At 64.9% G+C, this 18,249-nt stretch carries 15 protein-coding genes and 1 pseudogene; 7 read left to right on the forward strand and 9 right to left on the reverse strand.

What is annotated here, in order from left to right:
• Nucleotides 1-118 precede the first annotated feature (118 nt).
• The 8 genes and pseudogenes from ccoS to CSZ94_RS16165 all read right to left on the reverse strand — a co-directional run.
• Nucleotides 119-265: pseudogene (gene ccoS, locus CSZ94_RS16130) on the reverse strand (cbb3-type cytochrome oxidase assembly protein CcoS); the annotation flags it as partial.
• A 2-nt stretch (nt 266-267) separates the two neighbouring features.
• Nucleotides 268-2,709, reverse strand: a complete 2,442-nt coding sequence (locus tag CSZ94_RS16135; protein ID WP_102122439.1) for a heavy metal translocating P-type ATPase — start codon at nt 2,707-2,709, stop codon at nt 268-270.
• Between the two features lie 10 nt (nt 2,710-2,719).
• On the reverse strand, nt 2,720-3,490 hold the full coding sequence (locus CSZ94_RS16140) for a sulfite exporter TauE/SafE family protein (RefSeq protein WP_102122440.1): 771 nt from the start codon (nt 3,488-3,490) through the stop codon (nt 2,720-2,722).
• Nucleotides 3,491-3,499: 9 nt separating this feature from the next.
• Nucleotides 3,500-4,948, reverse strand: a complete 1,449-nt coding sequence (hemN, locus tag CSZ94_RS16145; protein WP_102122441.1) for an oxygen-independent coproporphyrinogen III oxidase — start codon at nt 4,946-4,948, stop codon at nt 3,500-3,502.
• Nucleotides 4,949-4,972: 24 nt separating this feature from the next.
• Entirely contained in the window at nt 4,973-6,634 is a 1,662-nt protein-coding gene (locus CSZ94_RS16150) for a methyl-accepting chemotaxis protein (RefSeq protein ID WP_102122442.1), read from the reverse strand.
• A gap of 195 nt (nt 6,635-6,829) precedes the next feature.
• Nucleotides 6,830-8,938 carry an EAL domain-containing protein gene (locus CSZ94_RS16155; protein WP_102122443.1) on the reverse strand — a complete coding sequence of 703 codons (2,109 nt, stop codon included), beginning with the start codon at nt 8,936-8,938 and terminating at the stop codon, nt 6,830-6,832.
• Nucleotides 8,939-8,983: 45 nt separating this feature from the next.
• A complete protein-coding gene (gene yiaA, locus CSZ94_RS16160) occupies nt 8,984-9,415 on the reverse strand; it encodes an inner membrane protein YiaA (protein ID WP_102122444.1) in 432 nt (143 codons plus the stop codon).
• 85 nt (nt 9,416-9,500) lie between these two features.
• A complete protein-coding gene (locus CSZ94_RS16165; RefSeq protein WP_102122445.1) occupies nt 9,501-10,448 on the reverse strand; it encodes a DUF808 domain-containing protein in 948 nt (315 codons plus the stop codon).
• A 202-nt stretch (nt 10,449-10,650) separates the two neighbouring features.
• Between CSZ94_RS16165 and CSZ94_RS16170 the strand changes: the two genes are divergently transcribed.
• The 4 genes from CSZ94_RS16170 (at nt 10,651) to CSZ94_RS16185 (ending at nt 13,503) form a co-directional block, all read left to right on the forward strand.
• Nucleotides 10,651-11,292: a LysE family transporter gene (locus CSZ94_RS16170; RefSeq protein WP_102122446.1), complete on the forward strand. Its 642-nt coding sequence runs from the start codon at nt 10,651-10,653 to the stop codon at nt 11,290-11,292.
• Nucleotides 11,293-11,395: 103 nt separating this feature from the next.
• A complete protein-coding gene (locus CSZ94_RS16175) occupies nt 11,396-12,670 on the forward strand; it encodes a FecR domain-containing protein (RefSeq protein ID WP_146009814.1) in 1,275 nt (424 codons plus the stop codon).
• Nucleotides 12,667-12,882: a hypothetical protein gene (locus CSZ94_RS16180; RefSeq protein WP_146009815.1), complete on the forward strand. Its 216-nt coding sequence runs from the start codon at nt 12,667-12,669 to the stop codon at nt 12,880-12,882. The genes CSZ94_RS16175 and CSZ94_RS16180 overlap by 4 nt, the downstream gene beginning before the upstream one ends.
• A gap of 324 nt (nt 12,883-13,206) precedes the next feature.
• Complete coding sequence (locus tag CSZ94_RS16185) at nt 13,207-13,503, forward strand: DUF493 family protein (RefSeq protein ID WP_102122449.1); 297 nt, start codon at nt 13,207-13,209, stop codon at nt 13,501-13,503.
• Here CSZ94_RS16185 and CSZ94_RS16190 read toward each other — a convergent pair.
• Nucleotides 13,496-14,695, reverse strand: coding sequence for a multidrug effflux MFS transporter (locus CSZ94_RS16190; protein WP_102122450.1), 1,200 nt, complete (start codon nt 14,693-14,695; stop codon nt 13,496-13,498). The genes CSZ94_RS16185 and CSZ94_RS16190 overlap by 8 nt on opposite strands.
• Nucleotides 14,696-14,832: 137 nt before the next feature.
• Here CSZ94_RS16190 and pdxR point away from each other — a divergent pair, with 137 nt between their 5' ends.
• The 3 genes from pdxR to lipA are packed head-to-tail and all read left to right on the forward strand — an operon-like array spanning nt 14,833 to nt 18,108.
• Nucleotides 14,833-16,305 (forward strand): MocR-like pyridoxine biosynthesis transcription factor PdxR, encoded by a 1,473-nt coding sequence (gene pdxR / locus CSZ94_RS16195; RefSeq protein ID WP_102122451.1) that lies wholly within the window; start codon nt 14,833-14,835, stop codon nt 16,303-16,305.
• Between the two features lie 53 nt (nt 16,306-16,358).
• Nucleotides 16,359-17,063, forward strand: a complete 705-nt coding sequence (gene lipB / locus CSZ94_RS16200; RefSeq protein WP_102122452.1) for a lipoyl(octanoyl) transferase LipB — start codon at nt 16,359-16,361, stop codon at nt 17,061-17,063.
• A gap of 37 nt (nt 17,064-17,100) precedes the next feature.
• Nucleotides 17,101-18,108, forward strand: coding sequence for a lipoyl synthase (gene lipA / locus CSZ94_RS16205; protein WP_102122453.1), 1,008 nt, complete (start codon nt 17,101-17,103; stop codon nt 18,106-18,108).
• The last annotated feature ends 141 nt before the right edge of the window (nt 18,109-18,249 follow it).

Below are 18,249 nucleotides of genomic sequence, written 5' to 3' on the forward strand. Positions count from 1 at the left end.
CCGCCGGCGGCGGCGTGGGTGTGTGCGCGGGGGGGTGGGGGGGCGGTGGGGGGGCGGGTGGGGCGTCGAGGAGCTGTCGAGGTTGGGGGGGGGGGGGGGGGGGGGGGGGCGCTTCGGGCGGCGGCGTATCGTCGTCCTGCAGCACGCGCAGGCCCGGTCCGACGAGGTCGTCGAACTGGCCGCTGTCGGAGGCGGTGAAATACACCCACAGCGCGATGAAGACGACCACCACGCTTAAGGGGATGAGGAGGTAGAGTGCTTCCATGTTCAGGCTTTCCGCAGGCGCAGGGCGTTGGCGATGACGACCGCCGAGCTGGCAGCCATGCCGACGCCGGACAGCCAGGGGTTTAAAAAGCCCAGCGCGGCGGCCGGGATGGCCGTCAGATTGTACAGGGTGGCCCAGCCCAGGTTTTCGCGGATGATGCGCATGCTGCGCGCGGCCGTTTGCGCCGTATCGAGCACGGAGCGCAGCTGCGACGACAATAGCACCGTGTCCGCATGCGCCTGCGCCAGTGCTGCGCCGGAACCCATGGCGAACGAGACGTCGGCCGCGCTCAGCACGGCGGCGTCGTTGATGCCGTCGCCGACCATCGCCACCACGGCACCCGTCGCCTGCAATTGCTGCACGAAATCGAGCTTTTCATCGGGCAGGCATTCGCCGCAGGCCGTATTGATGCCCAGCTGCGCCGCCACGCTTTGCGTCAGCGCTTCCTGGTCGCCGCTCAGCAGCACGACTTGCTTGCCGCGCCGGTGGAAATAGTCGACCACTTCGCGCGCTTCCGGGCGCAGCGCATCGCTGAGCAAAAAGCGCGTGAGCCAGTGCCCCTGCGTGCCCAGGTACAGCGGCGTCATGCCTTGCATGCCGACGGCCGTGTCACCCAGCGGTGGCCCGGCGATGGCGGCGACAAAGGCCGCGTTGCCCAGGCGGTAGCGCACGCCATTGACCACGCCTTCGAGTCCCTGGCCCTGCACTTCCTGCAATTGTTCCGCATGCGCGCGCGCCTGCTGTCCTGGCACCCCTTCGGCGGCAGCCAGGATCGCCTGCGCCAGCGGATGGGCGCTGCCCGCTTCCAGCGCGGCCGCCAGTTGCAAACAAGCGTCTTCCGTCAGGTTGCCCAGGCCCTCGATTTGCTGCAGCACAGGCCGGCCCAGGGTCAAGGTCCCCGTCTTGTCGAAGACGATATGGGTGGCGCGGTGCAGCGTTTCCAGCACATGCGGCTGGACGATCAGCACGCCGCGCCGCAGCAGGCTGTCGGTGGCGGCCGCCAGCGCCGTCGGCGTGGCCAGGGATAATGCGCACGGGCACGACACGACCAGCACGGCGATGGCCACGGGCCAGGCCCGCGACGCATCGTGCCAGCTCCAGAAGGCGAACACGGCGACGGCAAACAGCAGCAGGCCCAGCACGAACCAGGCGGCCACTTTATCGGCCCACTGCGCGATCTGCGGCTTGCCGCTGCCGGCCCGTTCGATGAGTTTTAACAGGTCCGACAGGGTGCTTTCACGTGCCGGTTTCAGTACGCGCAATGTCAGGACGGCACTCGCGTTGATGGCCCCGCCTGGCACCTGCTCCCCGGTTTTGCGCCGCTGCGCCGCGCTCTCGCCCGTCAGCAGAGATAAATCGAGCGCGCTGGTGCCTTCGATGATGACGCTGTCGGCAGCGATTGCCTCGCCCGGTTTCACGAGGATGATGTCGCCCACATCCAGCGTGCCGGCCGGCACCAGGGTGGTAGCGCGGTTGTCGGGAAAGCCCGCCATCAGCGCGGCCGAGGCGGGCAAGGCGTGCTGCAGCCGTTCCAGCGCCGAGGCTGCCTTGCGGCGCGCCTGCAACTCGTAATAGCGGCTGCACAGCAGCAGGAAGATGAACATTGTGGCCGAGTCGTAATACACCTCGCCGCGGCCCGTAAAGGTCGCCACCACGCTGCCGAAGAAGGCCGCCAGAATGCCCAGCGCCACGGGCACGTCCATGCCCAAGGTGCGTGCGCGCAGGCTGGCCCAGGCACCCTGGAAGAAGGGCATGGCCGAATAGCAGATGGCCGGCAAGGTCAGCAGCAGGCTGGCCCAGCGCATCAGGCTGGCCATACTATCGTCCAGGGTGCCGTCCTCGGCGGCCAGGTAGGCGGGCGCCACATACATCATCACCTGCATCATCGACAGGCCCGCCACGAACAGCTGGCGGCCCAGAGTCTTGCTGGCCTTTTGCAGGCGCTCGCCATGGCGCACGGCGTCATACGGATAAGCCGTGTAGCCGACTTGCCGCACGGCTTGCAGGATGTCGCCCGGCTCGCACTGCGCGCGGTTCCAGCGCACGTACAGGCGCTCCGTGGCGACGTTCAGGCTGGCTGCCTGCACGCCGGGCAGGCGTGTCAGCTGGCGTTCGATCAGCCAGACGCAGGCGGCGCAACGGATGCCTTCGACGGACAGGGTCGCTTCGCAGCTGCTGGCGTCGCGCGCGAATTGCGCGTCGTCATTGCTGTACAGGCGCAGTTCGGGCGGCATCAGGGTGGCATCAAACGCGTTGACAGCATATTCGTCGCGGTCGCGGTAGTACGCGCTCTGGCCGATGTCGACGATGGTTTGCGCCACCGCTTCGCAGCCGGGGCAGCACATGGCGCGCGGCACGTCGTCGATGCTGACGTTCCAGCTGGAACCGCTGGGGACGGGCAAGCCGCAATGGAAGCAGGCGGAGGGTTTTAACACAGCATTCATACGATTCTTTTCATGGATGGCCCGTGACGCACAGGGCGTCGAGCCAGCCCAGCGACACGCCATTCGCGGCGCGCAGCAAGCCCAGCAAGCCAAAGCCCAGCACCAGCAAGCCGCTGGCGATGCGCACGGGACGGCGTTGCATCTGCGTGCGCAGGCGCGTGCCCAGCAAACCCATGCCCAGCAGCATGGGCAGGGTGCCCAGGCCGAAGGCGGCCATGCTGGCCGCGCCGTTCAGGGCCGAACCTTGCAGCATGGCCGTCAGCAGGGCGCTGTAGACCATGCCGCACGGCACCCAGCCCCACAGGCCGCCCACGGCCAGCGCCTTGAATGGCGTATCCATCGGCATCAACGGTTTCAGCAGGGGGCGCACGCGGCGCCAGACGACATTGCCGGCCGCTTCCAGGTGGGCCAGGCCGCGCCAGGCATCCATCAGGTACAGGCCCAGGGCGACGAGCATCAGGTTGGCCAGCCAGTAGCCGGCCACCTGCAGTGACGCCATGTGCAGCATGCCCGCGCCGGCCAGGCTGCCGGCCAGGGCGCCGGCCAGCATGTAGCTGACTATGCGCCCGCCGTTGTAGGCCAGCACGCGCAGCACGTTCGTTTGCAAGCTTGTCTGCAATGCTGGGCGCGCCACGGCGATGGCGATGACCGGGCGGGCAGGCACCGCCGGCGCACCGCCGCTGATCGACAGCGCGCCGACGATGCCGCCGCACATGCCGATGCAGTGCACGCTGCCGGCCAGGCCGAGCATGAACATGGGCACGAGGCTGAGGGCGTTCATCGGGCGGTATTACACCGTTTTCGAGTAGCGCAATGGCTGCACCGCGTCCGGCGCCGCATTGGCGCGGGCCTGCGTCAGGTAGCGGTCGAAGACCATGCAGATATTGCGGATCAGCAAGCGCCCTTTCGGCGTCACCGTCAGCCAGTCTTCCTCGATGACGAGCAAGCCGTCACGCGCCAGTTCGCGCAGCTTTTCCAGCTCGGCGGCGAAATAGCTGCGGAACTTCACGGGGTGGGCTTGCTCGATGGTGGCGATCGACAATTCGAAGTTGCACATCAGCATCTGGATGATGATACGGCGCAATAAATCATCGGTATCGAGCTTGATGCCGCGCGCGATCGGCAACACGCCTTCGTCGAGTTTTTCGTAATACGCATCGAGCGTCTTTTCATTCTGGCTGTAGACGGCGCCGACGGAACTGATGGCCGACACGCCGCAGGCGATCAGGTCCGCTTCCGCGCGCGTGGAGTAGCCCTGGAAGTTGCGGTGCAAGCGGCCCTGGCGCTGGGCCACGGCCAGGTCGTCCGTCGGCTTGGCGAAATGGTCCATGCCGATGTACACATAGCCGGCGGCCGTCAGGCGCGCGATGCACAGGCCCAGCATGGCCAGCTTGGTGGTGCTGTCGGGCATGTCGGCGTCGAGGATGCGGCGCTGCGGCTTGAACAAATGCGGCATGTGCGCGTAGTGGTACAGGGCGATGCGGTCGGGGCTGGCGGAAATGACCTTGCGCAGGGTTTCCGTCATCGTTTCCAGGTTTTGCTTGGGCAAACCGTAGATCAGGTCGATGCTGATCGAGCGGAAACCGGCATCGCGCGCCGCCTGCATGATGGCCACCGTTTCCGCTTCCGGCTGGATGCGGTTGACGGCCTTCTGCACGTCGGCGTCGAAATCCTGCACGCCCAGGCTGATGCGGTTGAAACCTTGCGCGCGCAGCGAAAACACGCGTTCGCGCGACACGGTGCGCGGGTCGATTTCGATCGAATACTCGCCGTCTTCATCGGAAGCGAACTCGAAATGCTGACGCAAATGCAGCATCAGCTCTTCCATCTGCTTTTCGCTCAGGTAAGTGGGCGTGCCGCCGCCGAAATGCAGCTGCTCGATCTGGTTCATGCCGGCAAACAGCTTGCCCTGCATGGCGATTTCCTGTTTCAAATAGCTGAGATAGGTGGCGGCCTTGCTGCGGTCTTTGGTGATGATCTTGTTGCAGGCGCAGTAGTAGCACAGGGTGTCGCAGAACGGCACGTGCACGTACAACGACAGCGGACGGCGGCCGCCGCGCATGCGCAGCGCGGCCAGCGCTTCGAGGAAATTGCCATAGCCGAAGTCGGCATGGAAACGGTCGGCGGTCGGATAGGACGTGTAGCGGGGGCCGGACTGGCTCATCTTGCCGATGATGATCGGGTCGAATTCGACGACGGCGTCCAGGTCGGCGGAAGCACTGCTGAGTAAGGTAGGCATGGTGTGTGTAAGGTCTTAAAAGGTTTAGGCGGCCAGGCGTTTCAGCGCGGCGGGTTTGCCGGTGTTCGCGGCGCCGCCCTTGCCGCCGGGCATGGCGACGCGGCGCGGTGGCGGCATCTTGCCGAAATTGAACAGGCTCACGGCTTGCGACAGGCTGGCCGCTTCTACCGCCAGGCGGGTGGCGGCGGCGGCGGCTTCTTCCACCAGGGCCGCGTTTTGCTGCGTCACCTGGTCCATGTGGGCGATGGCCTGGTTGACCTGGTCGACGCCGATGCTCTGTTCGCGCGAGGCGATGGAAATTTCCTGCATGATGACGGTTACCTGCTTGACGGAGCTGACCACCTGTTCCATGGTGGCGCCGGCACGGTTCACCTGCAGCATGCCGGCGCCCACCTTGCCGACGGAAATTTCAATCAGTTGTTTGATGTCTTTGGCCGCCACGGACGAGCGCTGCGCCAGGTTGCGCACTTCGCCCGCCACCACGGCGAAACCCCTGCCTTGCTCGCCGGCGCGGGCCGCTTCCACGGCCGCGTTCAGGGCCAGGATATTCGTCTGGAAAGCGATGCCTTCGATCAGGGCGATGATGTCGACGATTTTCTTCGATGAAGTGTTGATCTCGTCCATGGTGGTGATCACTTCGGCAACGATCTCGCCGCCCTGCACGGCCACTTTCGAGGCGGCCACGGCCAGCTCGTTCGCCTGCACCGAGTTGTCCGCGTTCTGTTTCACCGTCGACGAGAATTCCTCGATGCTCGAGGCTGTTTCTTCCAGGCTGGCCGCCTGCGATTCCGTGCGGCCCGAGAGGTCCATATTGCCGGCGGCGATTTGCTTGGTGGCCACGGCCATGGTTTCCACGTTGATGCGCACGTCGCGGATGGTGGCGATCAGGTTGCTGTTCATCTGTTGCAGCGCGCGCAGCAATTGCCCCACTTCATCCGTGCTGTCCGTTTCAAAACTGCCCGACAGGTCGCCGGCGGCAATTGCCCGCGCGCCGTTCAGGGCCTTGCCCAGCGGCTTGAGCACGGACGTGCGCAGGGTGTACCAGAGGAAAACGTTGATCAGGAAGCCGAACAGGGTGGCGCCGAAGATGGCGTAATTGGTGATCTTGCCGCCGCTGGCGAACAGGCTGATGACGCATACCAGTAACTGCAGGCAGTTGACGATGGAGGTGGCGGCCCAGATGCGCAGGTTGAGCGACATGTGCGTCAGCTTGTGCAGCAGGTGCGCCAGGCCCGGGCGCACGATTTGCCCGTTCTTGATGACAATATTGCCGCCTTCCTTGTTGCGGATGGCCGCGTAGGCTTCCTCGGTCGCCTTGACCTGATCCTTGTTGGCCTTCACGCGCACCGACATGTAGCCGATGGTCTTGCCCGCTTCGCGGATGGGCGTGACGTTGGCGCGCACCCAGTAAAAGTCGCCGTTCTTGCAACGGTTCTTGACCAGGCCCGTCCATGGCGTGCCGGCCTGGACCGAAGCCCACAGGTCGGCAAACGCTTCGGCCGGCATGTCCGGGTGGCGCACGATGTTTTGCGGCGAACCGATCAGCTCTGCTTCGCTGAAGCCGCTGACCTGGCTGAAGTACGGATTCACATACACGATATTGCCGTTCATATCCGTTTTCGACACGATGGCCTGATCGTCCAAGACGAGGACTTCACGGTTAGTCACTGGCAAATTTTGGCGCATGGTCGCGGCTTCCTGATCAGTTAAAGAGCTAATTGGTGAGTAAGACTTGCACGATTGCAAGAATGGAGATCAGTGTAAGGAGTCGGTTGCGCAAATTTATTGATGTAGATCAAAATCCTCCAGATTGGTCGTGCTCGCACGCATTTAGCGATAGCAATGCGGCATTGTTTTAAAGTTACTGCTTGCCGGCGGTGGCTAATCGACGCCTGCCGTCAGCGGTCGCGGGCTGCCCACGGCGTAGCCTTGCGCGTAGTCGATGCCCAGCTCGCGGATGATGGCCAGGGTTACCGCGTTTTCCACGTATTCGGCCACCGTTTTCAAGCCCATCACGTGGCCCACTTCATTGATGGCCTTGACCATGGCGCGGTTGATGGCATTGGTGGCGATGCCGCGCACGAAGACGCCGTCGATTTTCAGGTAGTCGACGGGCAGCGCTTTCAGGTAGCCGAACGAGGAAAAGCCACTGCCGAAGTCGTCGAGCGAGAAGCGGCAACCCAAGGCCTTGAGCTGGCGCATGAACACTTGCGCTTTTGGTAAGTTGGCGATCACGGCCGTTTCCGTGATTTCAAAGCAGATTTGTTCAGGCGCAATGGCGTAGTGCACGAATTGTCCGGTGATGTAGTCTTGCAGGCCCGTGTCGGCCAGCGACATGCCCGACAGGTTGACGGAATACAGGGCCGGTGCGCGGCGCCGGCTTTCCGCCAGGGCGGCCAAAGGCGACAGGCTGTCGCGCACGCTCTGGATATGCTGGCAGACGGCGCGGATGACCCAGCGGTCGATGGACAGCATCATGTCGTAGCGTTCGGCGGCGGGAATGAAGGCGCCGGGCAGTATCAGGTCGCCCTGGCTGTTGCGGATGCGGATCAGCACTTCGTCATGTTGTTCCGGGCTGTCGCGCAGGTGCACGATGGGCATGGCGTACAGGCGGAAATAATCGTGTGCGAACGCTTCGTTCAGGCGTGAAATCCACAGCATTTCACCATGCCGCTGCGCCAGCATGACGTCGGACTCCTGGTACACGTGCAGGCGGTTGCGGCCCTGCTCCTTGGCCAGGTAGCAAGCCTGGTCGGCGGCGCTCAGCAGCTCGCTCATGGACTTGCTGTCCTGGTTGATTTCCGCGATGCCGATGCTCACGCCCAGTTCGAAGCTGTGTTCGTCCCAGGCGAAGGGGAATTCGCGCACGGACTGACGCAGCTGTTCGCCGATCAGGCGCGCATGTTCGAGCGGACAGTGGGGCAGCAGCACGCCCAGTTCGTCGCCACCGAGGCGCGCCAGGATGTCGCTGTCGCGCATCTGTCCCTGCAGCATCTTGGCCAGCAACTGCAGCAGCACGTCGCCGGCGCCATGGCCGCAAGTGTCGTTAATGATCTTGAACTGGTCCAGGTCCAGGTACAGCAGCGCATGCGCGTGGCCGCTTTCTTTGGCCGTATGCAGGGCGCCCGCCACCAGGTGTTCGAATTCGCGCCGGTTGATCAAGCCCGTCAGGGCGTCGTGCGTGGCTTGCCACGACAATTGCTGGCTCAGCTTGCGTTCGTGGCTGACGTCGCGAAACACGACGACGGCGCCGAGGATATCACCATCGCGCGACCAGATGGGCGCGGCGGACTCTTCGATGGCGATGCGCCGGCCTTCGCGCGTGATCAGTTGCGAGCGGGGGGAAATACCGATGGCTTGGCGCTGTTGCAGGCAGCGCCTGGCCACGTGCTCGCGTGCCTCGCCTGTGCGTTCATCGGCCAGCGGCAAGGTCAGTCCGATGTCCAGGCCCTGTGCCATGTCGTTGGTCCAGCCCGTCAATTGCTCGGCCACGCGGTTCAGGTAGCGCGTCTTGCCCTGCGGATCGGTGGTGATGACGCCGTCGCCGATGGAGCTGAGCGTCACTTCGGCCAAATCCTTGCGCTCGGCGATCATGAGTTCGCGCAGTATGTGCTCGGTGACATCCCAGATGACGCCCAGGGTGCGCTCGGGATGGCCGCCGCCATCCATGAAGACCTGCGCCTTGGCCGCCAGCCAGTGTTCGCTGCCATCGGGCCAGACGACGCGGTATTGCAGGGCGTAGCCGCCGCGCCGCCGCACGCCGTCCTGCAGCACGCCGACCACCTTGTCGCGGTCCTCGGCATGCACGCAGTCGAGGAAAGCGGGGAAGGAATGGGTCAGGGCGCGCTCCTCCAGGCCCAGCAGGGCCGCCCCCCTGGCCGACCAGATGACCGTGCCGTCGATGACCTGGCCAGCGACGATGCGCGAATCCCAGATCGCCATGTGCGCCGCCTCCAGCGCCATTTGTAAACGTTTCTGCTGGTCGCTCATCGTCCTCTCCCGTTATGGATATAGAAATAGACGCGCCGCTGCTGCTTAAGTTCCCGGCGCGTCGGCTGGCATGACGGCCGGGGCGCGCGCCACGTCGCGCACATTCTTTTGCACGGCCACGGCGGCAAACAAGCTGAGCAGGAATGCCATGGCATAAAAGCCCTTTTCGCTGTTTTGCAGGCTGGCATTCCACAGGCCGACGGTGAGCAGCAGCAAGGCCAGCAGCACGGAAATCCAGCACAGGCCGAAATACATGCCCGTCACGGCGACGCCCTCGCTACGGTCGCGCACGGACTTTTGCAGCGAGATGGCGGCGAACAGCCCATACATGAGGAGCGTAAAGTAATAGCCCTTCTCGTTGAGGGCCATCGTGGCGTTCCACAGGCCGGACACATAGGTAATGGCGCCGATCAGCAGGGCCGCCCAGGAGGCGCCGATGAAGGCGTTGCTGGGGCGTTGGATGGGGGAAGGCTGCATAAGGTCTCCATGGGCAGGCAGGCGCCGCCGGCATGGCCGGGGCGGCAGGCACGGATGTGCCTGCCGCCCCATCAGACCAGAAAGCTTATTTGTTTGATTTGAGCATGCGCAACAAAGCCGACACGGCGGTGACGCCGGCCAGCACCAGGCCACCGGCGATGACGCCGGCCACGGCGTTGATCAGGCTGGGCGTGACGGCTGCCAGCACGGGGCCGATGCCGGCCACGCTGCCGACGGCTTCTTCCGCGTGGTGCAGCATGGCGCTGGCCCACGGCCAGCCGTGCATCAAAATGCCGCCGCCCACCATGAACATGGCCAGCGTGCCCACCACGGCGAGAAATTTCATCAGTTTCGGCGCCGCCGACACGAGCATGCGGCCAAAGCCGCGCACGCCATTCATCAGCGCGCCCGCGCCCTTGCGCGCCGCCAGATAAAAGCCCGCGTCATCGAGCTTGACGATGCAGGCCACCAGGCCATACACGCCCGCCGTCATGATGATGGCGATACCGACGACGACGGCCACCTGCTCGGCGAAGGTGGCCGCAGCCACCGTGCCCAGGGCGATGACGATGATTTCCGCCGACAAAATGAAGTCGGTGCGGATGGCGCCCTTGATCTTGTCTTTTTCCAGCGCCACCAGGTCCACCTGCGGGTCGCGCAGCGCCTGTGCCAGCTCGGCCTTGTGGCTGTCGTCCGGGTGCAGGTATTTGTGGGCGATCTTTTCGAAACCCTCGAAGCACAGGTAGGCGCCGCCCACCATCAAGAGCGGCGTGATGGCCCACGGCGCAAACGCGCTGATGGCCAGCGCGGCCGGCACGAGGATGGCCTTGTTCTTCAGCGAACCGACGGCGACGGCCCAGACGACGGGCAGTTCCCGCTCGGCGCGCACGCCGGCCACCTGCTGCGCGTTCAGGGCCAGGTCGTCACCGAGCACGCCGGCCGTCTTCTTGGCGGCCACCTTGGTCATCAGGGAAACGTCGTCGAGGATGCTGGCGATGTCGTCGAGCAGGGCCAGCAAGCTGGAGCCGGCCATCTCAGCGCGCTCCCGCAGTGGTGGCAGGAAATCGTGGAGCGAGGGAAGTGTTGTTTTTCATGATGTTATTCTTGGTTGTACGGCAAGGGAAGGCGTAGCGAAGGTGTAGATAAGGCATGCCTACGATCTTACCTCAGGCACGGCCGGCAGGGCCGCACTGGCCGGGTTAAAATTGCTCCTCGTCAGCATTTTTGGATACCGCATGCACTTTGCCACTTGGATCACTTTTGTCATCGCCGCCTCCATCATCGCCGTCTCGCCCGGCTCGGGCGCCGTGCTGTCGATGTCGCATGGCCTGTCGTACGGGGTGAAAAAGGCCAGCGCCACCATTCTCGGCTTGCAGCCGGGGCTGTTGGTGGTGCTGGGCATCGCCGGCGCCGGCGTGGGCTCTTTGCTGCTGGCCTCCGAAGTGGCTTTTAATATCGTCAAGACGGTGGGCGCGCTGTACCTGATCTACCTGGGCCTGTCGCAGTGGCGCGCCAGGGTGGCGGTCACGGGCGACTTGCATGCGGCGGCCGTGCTGCCGACGGGCCGCCGGCGCGTGCTGACGGGTTTTCTGACCAATGTGACGAATCCGAAAGGCATCATCTTCATGGTGGCGATATTGCCGCAATTTATCAGCTCCACGGCGCCGCTGCTGCCGCAACTGCTGATCCTGGCCGTCACCATGTGCACGATCGACCTGATCGTCATGCACAGCTACGCTTTCCTGGCCTCGTCGATGCAGCGTTTTTTCCGCGACGCGCGCGCCGTGAAAAAGCAGAACCGCTTCTTTGGCGGCCTGTTGATGGCCGTCGGCGCCGCCTTGTTCTTCGTCAAGCGGGGCAGCCAGGCGGCATCCTGAACCAGATCAAGATGCAAACATTTGTAAGCCCGCTTGCGATGCCCGCGCTATGCGGATGTAATCGATAGCAATCGTCCTTGTAAGTCCTGCCTGGAGCGCTATCATGCGTCCTATCCTGTCTCTCCCCCTCTTGAAAACCGTGTGCGCCGTGTTGTTGTCGTCGGCGTGCACCTTCGCCTTGGCGCAGGATCCGCCCGCCCGCGTGGGCCGCATTTCCACCGTCGAAGGGCAGGTGCTGGTGCGCGCCGGCGATGGCGAGGCGCAAAACGCCCTGCTGAACTGGCCCGTCACGACGGATAACCGGCTCAGCACCATGCGCGGCGCGCTGGCGGAATTGCGCGTGGGCGCGGCCGCCGTGCGCCTCGATGGCGATTCCGAGCTGGAAGTAAGCGCGCTCGATGACGACCATTTCACACTGCACCTCCGCTATGGCACAGTCAGCGTGCGCGTGCGCAATCCCGATGCGCTGCGCGGCTTCGAACTGACCACCGCCCAGGCGCGCGTGACTCTCACCCAGCCGGGTTGGGTACGCATCGATGCGGGGCGCCAGCCCGGCACCAGCGTCGTCAGCGTGCTCGAAGGGGCGGCCGACGTGGATGGCGCGACGGGCAGCGTGACCTTGCGTGCCGGCAAGCGCGCCGAGCTGACGGACGAGCAATTGCGCACGGGCGCCTTGCAGAGGATCGCCTTCGACCACTGGCCCGAAACCTTGCCCGCCGCCGCGCAGGCCTTGCGCTATGTCACGGACGATACCACCGGCTATGAAGAGCTGGACCGCTACGGCGCCTGGCAGGACGATGCGCAATATGGCCCCTTGTGGCTGCCCAGCACGGTGCCGGTCGGCTGGGCGCCTTACAGCGACGGGCGCTGGACGTGGATCGCGCCGTGGGGCTGGACCTGGGTCGACAAGGCGCCGTGGGGCTATGCGCCCTCGCATTACGGCCGCTGGGTGCTGCTGGGCCACCGCTGGGGCTGGGCGCCGGGGCGCGAGCGCGGCCGCGTGCCTTGGGCGCCGGCCCTGGTGGGCTGGGGGGGGGGGGCCACGGGCCGCAGCAGGGCCCGCGTCCTGGCGCGGGCTGGTTTCCCCTGTCGCCGCATGACCGCTACGTGCCCGGCTACCGCGCCAGCGCAGACTATGAACGCCGCATCAACCGCGCCGCCGAGGGGCGCCGTTCCGTGGCGGGCCAGCGCTTTGGCGCGCAGCGCACGCTCGACGCGCCGCGCGGCGACAGCGGTTTCCGGCGCGACGGGGTCAACCGCCCTGGCCGCTTGCAGACGGATGATGGCCAGACGCACATGGCGCCGCGTCCCATGCAGCCGGACCGGCCGCCCGTGCCGGCCCAGCCGCAACAGCCGCCGACACCGGCCCAGCCCGTGATGCCGGCGATGCCGGGCTTGCCACCCGTGCAAGACCATGTGGGCCGCCCAGGGTGGCGTGGCGAGCAGCAGCCCCGCGCCGAGCGGCCGCAGCCGCGCCCGGACGGCAACCGCGGCGAACGCAACGGGCCGCCACGTGAACGCAGCAATGACAGGGGCAATGAGCGCGGCGGTCCCGGCCGCAATGGCCGGATGCAGGAAGCGGAGCGTTGACCGAGCTTGCCACCGCCTGTCGCGCCGTATCGACGTTCAAGCCGCAAAATGCGCAGTTCGTCACATGCCCGAGGTAAAGCCGTCGTGGTTCGTCTACAGTACGACCACTGCTTATCCTCCAAGTGACAGCACCGACTTTTCCGGCTATTTTGTCCAAACGAAATAGTTTTCGCCAGCTGACAAAGCTGGCTTTTTTTTTCCGCCACGCCGGCGCCATGGCAACGGGCGCATGCGCCCCGAAAGTTGGCTACAATACGTCTTTACGCAGTCGCCGCGCGATATATGCTGCGCCGCCTGTTCTGACCGGCACTGATAGGATTTCCCATGCAAACCACCCCACCCACCGAAGTCACGATTCCCCCCAGCGAATCGCTGATCGAATATCCGAGCGATTTCCCCATCAAGATCATGGGCCCGACGCATGTGGACTTTGCGCCGACCATGCTGGAATTGGTCATCAGTCACGATCCGACCTTCCACGTGGGCCGCATGGAAGAGCGCCCATCGCCCAAAGGTAATTACACGGGCCTGACCGTCACCGTGCGCGCCATCAGCCGCGAGCAGCTCGACGCCCTGTACATGGCGCTGTCGGGCCACCCGATGGTGAAGATCGTCATGTAAGACATGCTGCTGCCCGGGCCGGCTGGCGTTTCGTCAGCCGCCACACCAGGGCAAAGGCCGTGCTGGCCGCCGCCGTCACCCACAGCAGGGGCTTTTCGCTGCCGTCGGTGATGGCGGCGATCACGGCGCCGCAGGCGGCCGTGATGAGCATCTGGATGAAGAAGAACAGGCCCGAGGCGCTGCCCGCCTGGGCCCCATACGGCTGCAGCACGGCCAGCTGGCAGGCCGGGATGGCCATGCCCACCGAGACCATCACCAGCAGCATGGGCGCGATCAGCGATGCCAGGTGTTGCGGCGCCAGGCTGCCTGCCAGCAACAAGCTGGCCGCACCCGCCACATTGATCAGCACCGCCACGCCCAGCAGGTAATCGGCGCCCAGGCGCGGTCCCAGGGCGCGAAACAGGCTCGACCCCGCCACATAGCCGCTGACCGTCAGCGCGAACACCAGCGCATACGCGTGCGGCGACAGATGCATCCCCCTTTGCAACAACACGGACGATTCCGCGATGAAGGGGAAATACGTGCAATACACACAAGCGATGGCCAGCGCATAGCGCAGGAAATATCTGTCGCCCAGCAGGCGGCGGTACAGCGCCAGGGTATTGCCCCGTGGTACGGCATCGGCCGGCTTGGTTTCCGGCACGTAGGCGGCGATCAGCCACAGCGATAGCGCGCCCAGCAGGCACAGCACGCCAAACACGGCGCGCCAGCCGAACGCTGCATCGAGCACGCTGCCAGCCAGCGGCGCCACGATGGGCGACAAGCCCATCACCATCGATATTCTCCCCAGCATGCGCGCCTGCGTGGCGGGGTCGAAGCGGTCGCGCACCATGACACGCCCGATGATGGTGCCGCTACAGCCGCCGAAAGCCTGCAGCACGCGCGCGGCGATCAGCACGTGCACATCGGAGGTCACGCTGCAGACGATGCTGGCGAGCACATAAATGCCCATGCCTGTCAGCAGCACGGGACGGCGTCCGTAACGGTCGGCCAGCGGCCCGCAGGCCAGCATCGACGCGGCCGAGCCGGCCATGAACAGGCTCAGGGTCAATTGCAGCTGGGCATCGCTGGCATGCAGGGCATCGGCCATGGCCGGCAGCGAAGGTAAATAGATGTCGATGCTGATGCGCGACAGGCAGACCAGCAGCAGCACGATGCCGCCCAAGGCCCATACAGCGAGTTGTTTCTGCATAGTTTTACACGATCCTCTCATGTGTCCGTTCATGCGTGCGCCCCGCTGGCGCACCAGAACGGTGAGAGTAGAATGTTTGTGGTGTAATGCGAAGTGCCAGTCATCAGAAAATTCATTGGACCACTTGGACGACTATTATGCCGCGAGGAAAATCACCGCACGCCCTGGACTTGCCTCGTCCCACCAGCTGGCTAGCCAAGGCGGGCGTCAACAAGCAGGATGGCGCGTATGAAGCACTGCGCTCGGCCATCCTGACGAAGATGCTGCCGGCGGGCAGCCGTTTGCCGTCCAGCCGCACCTTGGCCGAACGGTGGGAGTTGTCGCGCGGCACCATCGAAACCGTGTTCGACCGCCTGCACGCGGAAGCCTACGTGACGCGCGTGCCCGGTTCCGGCACGCGCGTGTGCGCCGTGGTGCCGGAACGTTTTTTGATGGCAGGTTTAGGCGATGCCGCCCCGGCCGCACCGGCCGCCGCGCCCGCGCCCGCTTCGGACACGGGCGTGCGCGACGGCTTGCCCTTCGTGGCGCGGCGCGCCGACGCCAGCCTGTTTCCCATGGCCGCCTGGTCCAAGTGCGCCACGCGGGCGCTGGCGGCCGCCACGCCGGAGCAGTTGTGCAGCGCCGATCCGGCCGGCTTGCCCCAGCTGCGCCAGCAGATCGCCGACTTCCTCGCCAAGTACCGGGGCATCCGCTGCGATCCGCAAGACATCGTTGTTACCACCGGCATCCGCCACGCGATCGACTTGCTGGCGCGCGGCATCGTGCGCGATGGCGACAAGGTTTGCCTGGAAGAGCCCGGTTATCCGGCCGCGCGCGCCCTGTTCGCCCTGGCGGGCGCCGTGTCCGTGGATATTGCCGTCGACGCCGAGGGCATCGATTGCGCCGCACTGGCCGCGCACGCCGATGCCTGCCTCGCGTATGTGACGCCGGCGCACCAGTCGCCGCTGGGCGTGACCATGTCCGTCACGCGCCGCCTGGCCTTGCTGGAGTGGGCGAATGACAGCGGCGCCTGGGTGGTGGAAGACGATTACGACAGCGAATTCAATTACCACAGCGCGCCGCTGGCGGCCCTGAAGGCGCTGGACCAGTACCAGCGCGTGATCTACTGTGGCAGTTTTAACAAGATCCTGTTTGCCGGCCTGCGCGTGGGCTTCATGGTGCTGCCGCCTGCCTTGCGCCCGCAACTGCTGCGCATCGTGCAGTTGACGGGCCGCTCCGTGGGCGTGACGGAGCAGCTGGCGCTGGCCGCCTGGATGGAGGAAGGCGCTTTTGTGCGCCATTTGCGCCAGGCGCGCCTGGCCTACAAGGAGCGGCGCGACTTGCTGCTGGCCTGCCTCGAACAGATCGCTCCTGGTCGTTACACGATTTCCGGCCAGCAGGCGGGCTTTCATTGCGTGCTGTGGCTGCCACCGGATGGCGACGAACGGGCGTTTTGCGCGCGCGCCGCGCAGGAGGGGCTGGCGCTGCAGCCGCTCGGTGATTTTTGCCGTAGCGCCAGGCTGGCGCCGGCCGTGTTGCTGGGCTACACGGCGCTGAGCCTGGCCCAGGTGCGCCACGCTGCGCAAAAATTGGGCAGCTTGCTGCTGTTGCCGGCGCCCGGGGCTGAATGAAATGGCGGCCTGGCTTATAATCACGGCTTCGCCGCTTGAGCACTGAATCTGTCATGACCACCACCCGAACCGAAGCGGCGCTGATCCGCGAGCTGGGCCGCGTCGATTACGAGCCGACCTTTGCCGCCATGCGCGCCTTTACCGACGCGCGCACGACGGACACGCGCGACGAACTGTGGATCGTCGAGCATCCGCCCGTGTTCACCCTGGGCCTGGCGGCCGACCGCGGCCATTTACTGGCGGGCGCAGAGAATGTGCCCGTGGTGCAGACCGACCGTGGCGGCGAAGTGACGTTCCACGGCCCCGGCCAGGTGGTGATTTACCTGCTGATGGACTTGCGCCGCAACAAGCCGGGCGGCAAGTTGTATGCGCGCCAGTTCGTGCATAAAATCGAGCAAGCCATCATCAACGTGCTGGCGGCGTATAATCTTGCAGGCGAGCGCATCGATGGCGCGCCTGGCATCTATATCGCCGGCGGGCCGGACAAGGGTGCGAAGATCGCCGCGCTGGGCTTGAAAGTGCGCGGCAACGGCTGCACCTACCATGGCGTATCGCTCAACGTGGCGATGGACCTGACGCCGTTTTCCTGGATTAACCCTTGCGGTTATTCCGGCCTGAAGACGGTGGACATGCGCAGCATGGGCGTCGTGGCGCCGCTGGCCGAGGTGCAGCGGGCCCTGGCCCATGCATTGACCGTATTACTCGATGTAAGCGAAGTAAACAGCGCCGCAGGCGCGCCTCAGGCAGCAGATGCCTGAGCAAACAAACCAACTCGCCCGACAAGGGCTTGCAGCCATGACTTCTGAGACCATTTCCAGCACCGCCCCCGCCGCTCCCGCCTACAACCCGAGCGAAAAGCAAAAAGGCGCCAGCAAGACGTCGCGCATCCCGATCAAGATCATTCCGATCGAGCAAGTCGAGCGCCTGAAAAAGCCGGACTGGATCCGCGTCAAGGCCGCCTCGGCATCGACACGCTTCTATGAAATCAAGGACATCCTGCGCGAAAACAAGCTCGTGACGGTGTGCGAGGAAGCCAGCTGCCCGAACATCGGCGAATGCTTCGGCAAGGGTACGGCCACCTTCATGATCATGGGCGACAAGTGCACGCGCCGCTGCCCGTTCTGCGACGTCGGCCATGGCCGTCCTGATCCGCTGGACAAGGAAGAGCCTGCCAACCTGTCGAAAACCATCGCCAAGCTGCGTTTGAACTACGTCGTCATCACTTCCGTCGACCGCGATGACTTGCGCGACGGCGGTGCGGGCCATTTCGTCGAGTGCATCCAGCAAACGCGCGCCCTGTCGCCGAATACCCGCATCGAAGTGCTGGTGCCGGACTTCCGTGGCCGCCTGGAAAAAGCCTTGAACCTGTTCAAGGATGGCTTGCCTGACGTCATGAACCACAACCTGGAAACGGCGCCGCGCCTGTACAAGGAAGCGCGTCCCGGCTCCGACTACATGCACTCGTTGAAACTGCTGAAAGATTTCAAGGCCATGTACCCGGACGTGAAAACCAAGTCCGGCATCATGGTGGGCCTGGGCGAGACGGACGAGGAAATCCTGCAAGTCATGCGCGACATGCGCCAGCACGACATCGACATGCTGACCATCGGCCAGTATCTGGCGCCATCGAACAGCCACTTGCCCGTGCGCCGCTACGTGCACCCGGACGTGTTCAAAATGTTCGAAGAAGAAGCTTATAAAATGGGCTTCACGCACGCCGCGGTGGGCGCCATGGTGCGCAGTTCGTACCATGCGGATGAACAGGCGCACAGCGCCGGCGTGGAATCGGCGCTGAATTTTTAAGCTACTTGCAGCAGATCGAAGCCGCCCGCTGCAGAGCCGGGCGGCTTTTTTTTGCTTCATCGCGCCTAGCGGGACGATAGCTGATAGCTGATGTCTGACGGCAACCGACAGCGGCAGGCGTTGCACCCTGCCGCTGTCTTC

The sequence above is a fragment of the Janthinobacterium sp. ROICE36 genome (genome assembly GCF_002869965.1).
Lineage (GTDB): Bacteria > Pseudomonadota > Gammaproteobacteria > Burkholderiales > Burkholderiaceae_D > Janthinobacterium.

Excerpts from the sequence above, each read along its gene's own strand:
- CSZ94_RS16135 (WP_102122439.1), bottom strand. The coding sequence starts at position 2,709 with ATGAATGCTGTGTTAAAACCCTCCGCCTGCTTCCATTGCGGCTTGCCC.
- CSZ94_RS16140 (WP_102122440.1), bottom strand. The coding sequence starts at position 3,490 with ATGAACGCCCTCAGCCTCGTGCCCATGTTCATGCTCGGCCTGGCCGGC.
- hemN (WP_102122441.1), bottom strand. The coding sequence starts at position 4,948 with ATGCCTACCTTACTCAGCAGTGCTTCCGCCGACCTGGACGCCGTCGTC.
- CSZ94_RS16150 (WP_102122442.1), bottom strand. The coding sequence starts at position 6,634 with ATGCGCCAAAATTTGCCAGTGACTAACCGTGAAGTCCTCGTCTTGGAC.
- CSZ94_RS16155 (WP_102122443.1), bottom strand. The coding sequence starts at position 8,938 with ATGAGCGACCAGCAGAAACGTTTACAAATGGCGCTGGAGGCGGCGCAC.
- yiaA (WP_102122444.1), bottom strand. The coding sequence starts at position 9,415 with ATGCAGCCTTCCCCCATCCAACGCCCCAGCAACGCCTTCATCGGCGCC.
- CSZ94_RS16165 (WP_102122445.1), bottom strand. The coding sequence starts at position 10,448 with ATGGCCGGCTCCAGCTTGCTGGCCCTGCTCGACGACATCGCCAGCATC.
- CSZ94_RS16170 (WP_102122446.1), top strand. The coding sequence starts at position 10,651 with ATGCACTTTGCCACTTGGATCACTTTTGTCATCGCCGCCTCCATCATC.
- CSZ94_RS16175 (WP_146009814.1), top strand. The coding sequence starts at position 11,396 with ATGCGTCCTATCCTGTCTCTCCCCCTCTTGAAAACCGTGTGCGCCGTG.
- CSZ94_RS16185 (WP_102122449.1), top strand. The coding sequence starts at position 13,207 with ATGCAAACCACCCCACCCACCGAAGTCACGATTCCCCCCAGCGAATCG.
- CSZ94_RS16190 (WP_102122450.1), bottom strand. The coding sequence starts at position 14,695 with ATGCAGAAACAACTCGCTGTATGGGCCTTGGGCGGCATCGTGCTGCTG.
- pdxR (WP_102122451.1), top strand. The coding sequence starts at position 14,833 with ATGCCGCGAGGAAAATCACCGCACGCCCTGGACTTGCCTCGTCCCACC.
- lipB (WP_102122452.1), top strand. The coding sequence starts at position 16,359 with ATGACCACCACCCGAACCGAAGCGGCGCTGATCCGCGAGCTGGGCCGC.
- lipA (WP_102122453.1), top strand. The coding sequence starts at position 17,101 with ATGACTTCTGAGACCATTTCCAGCACCGCCCCCGCCGCTCCCGCCTAC.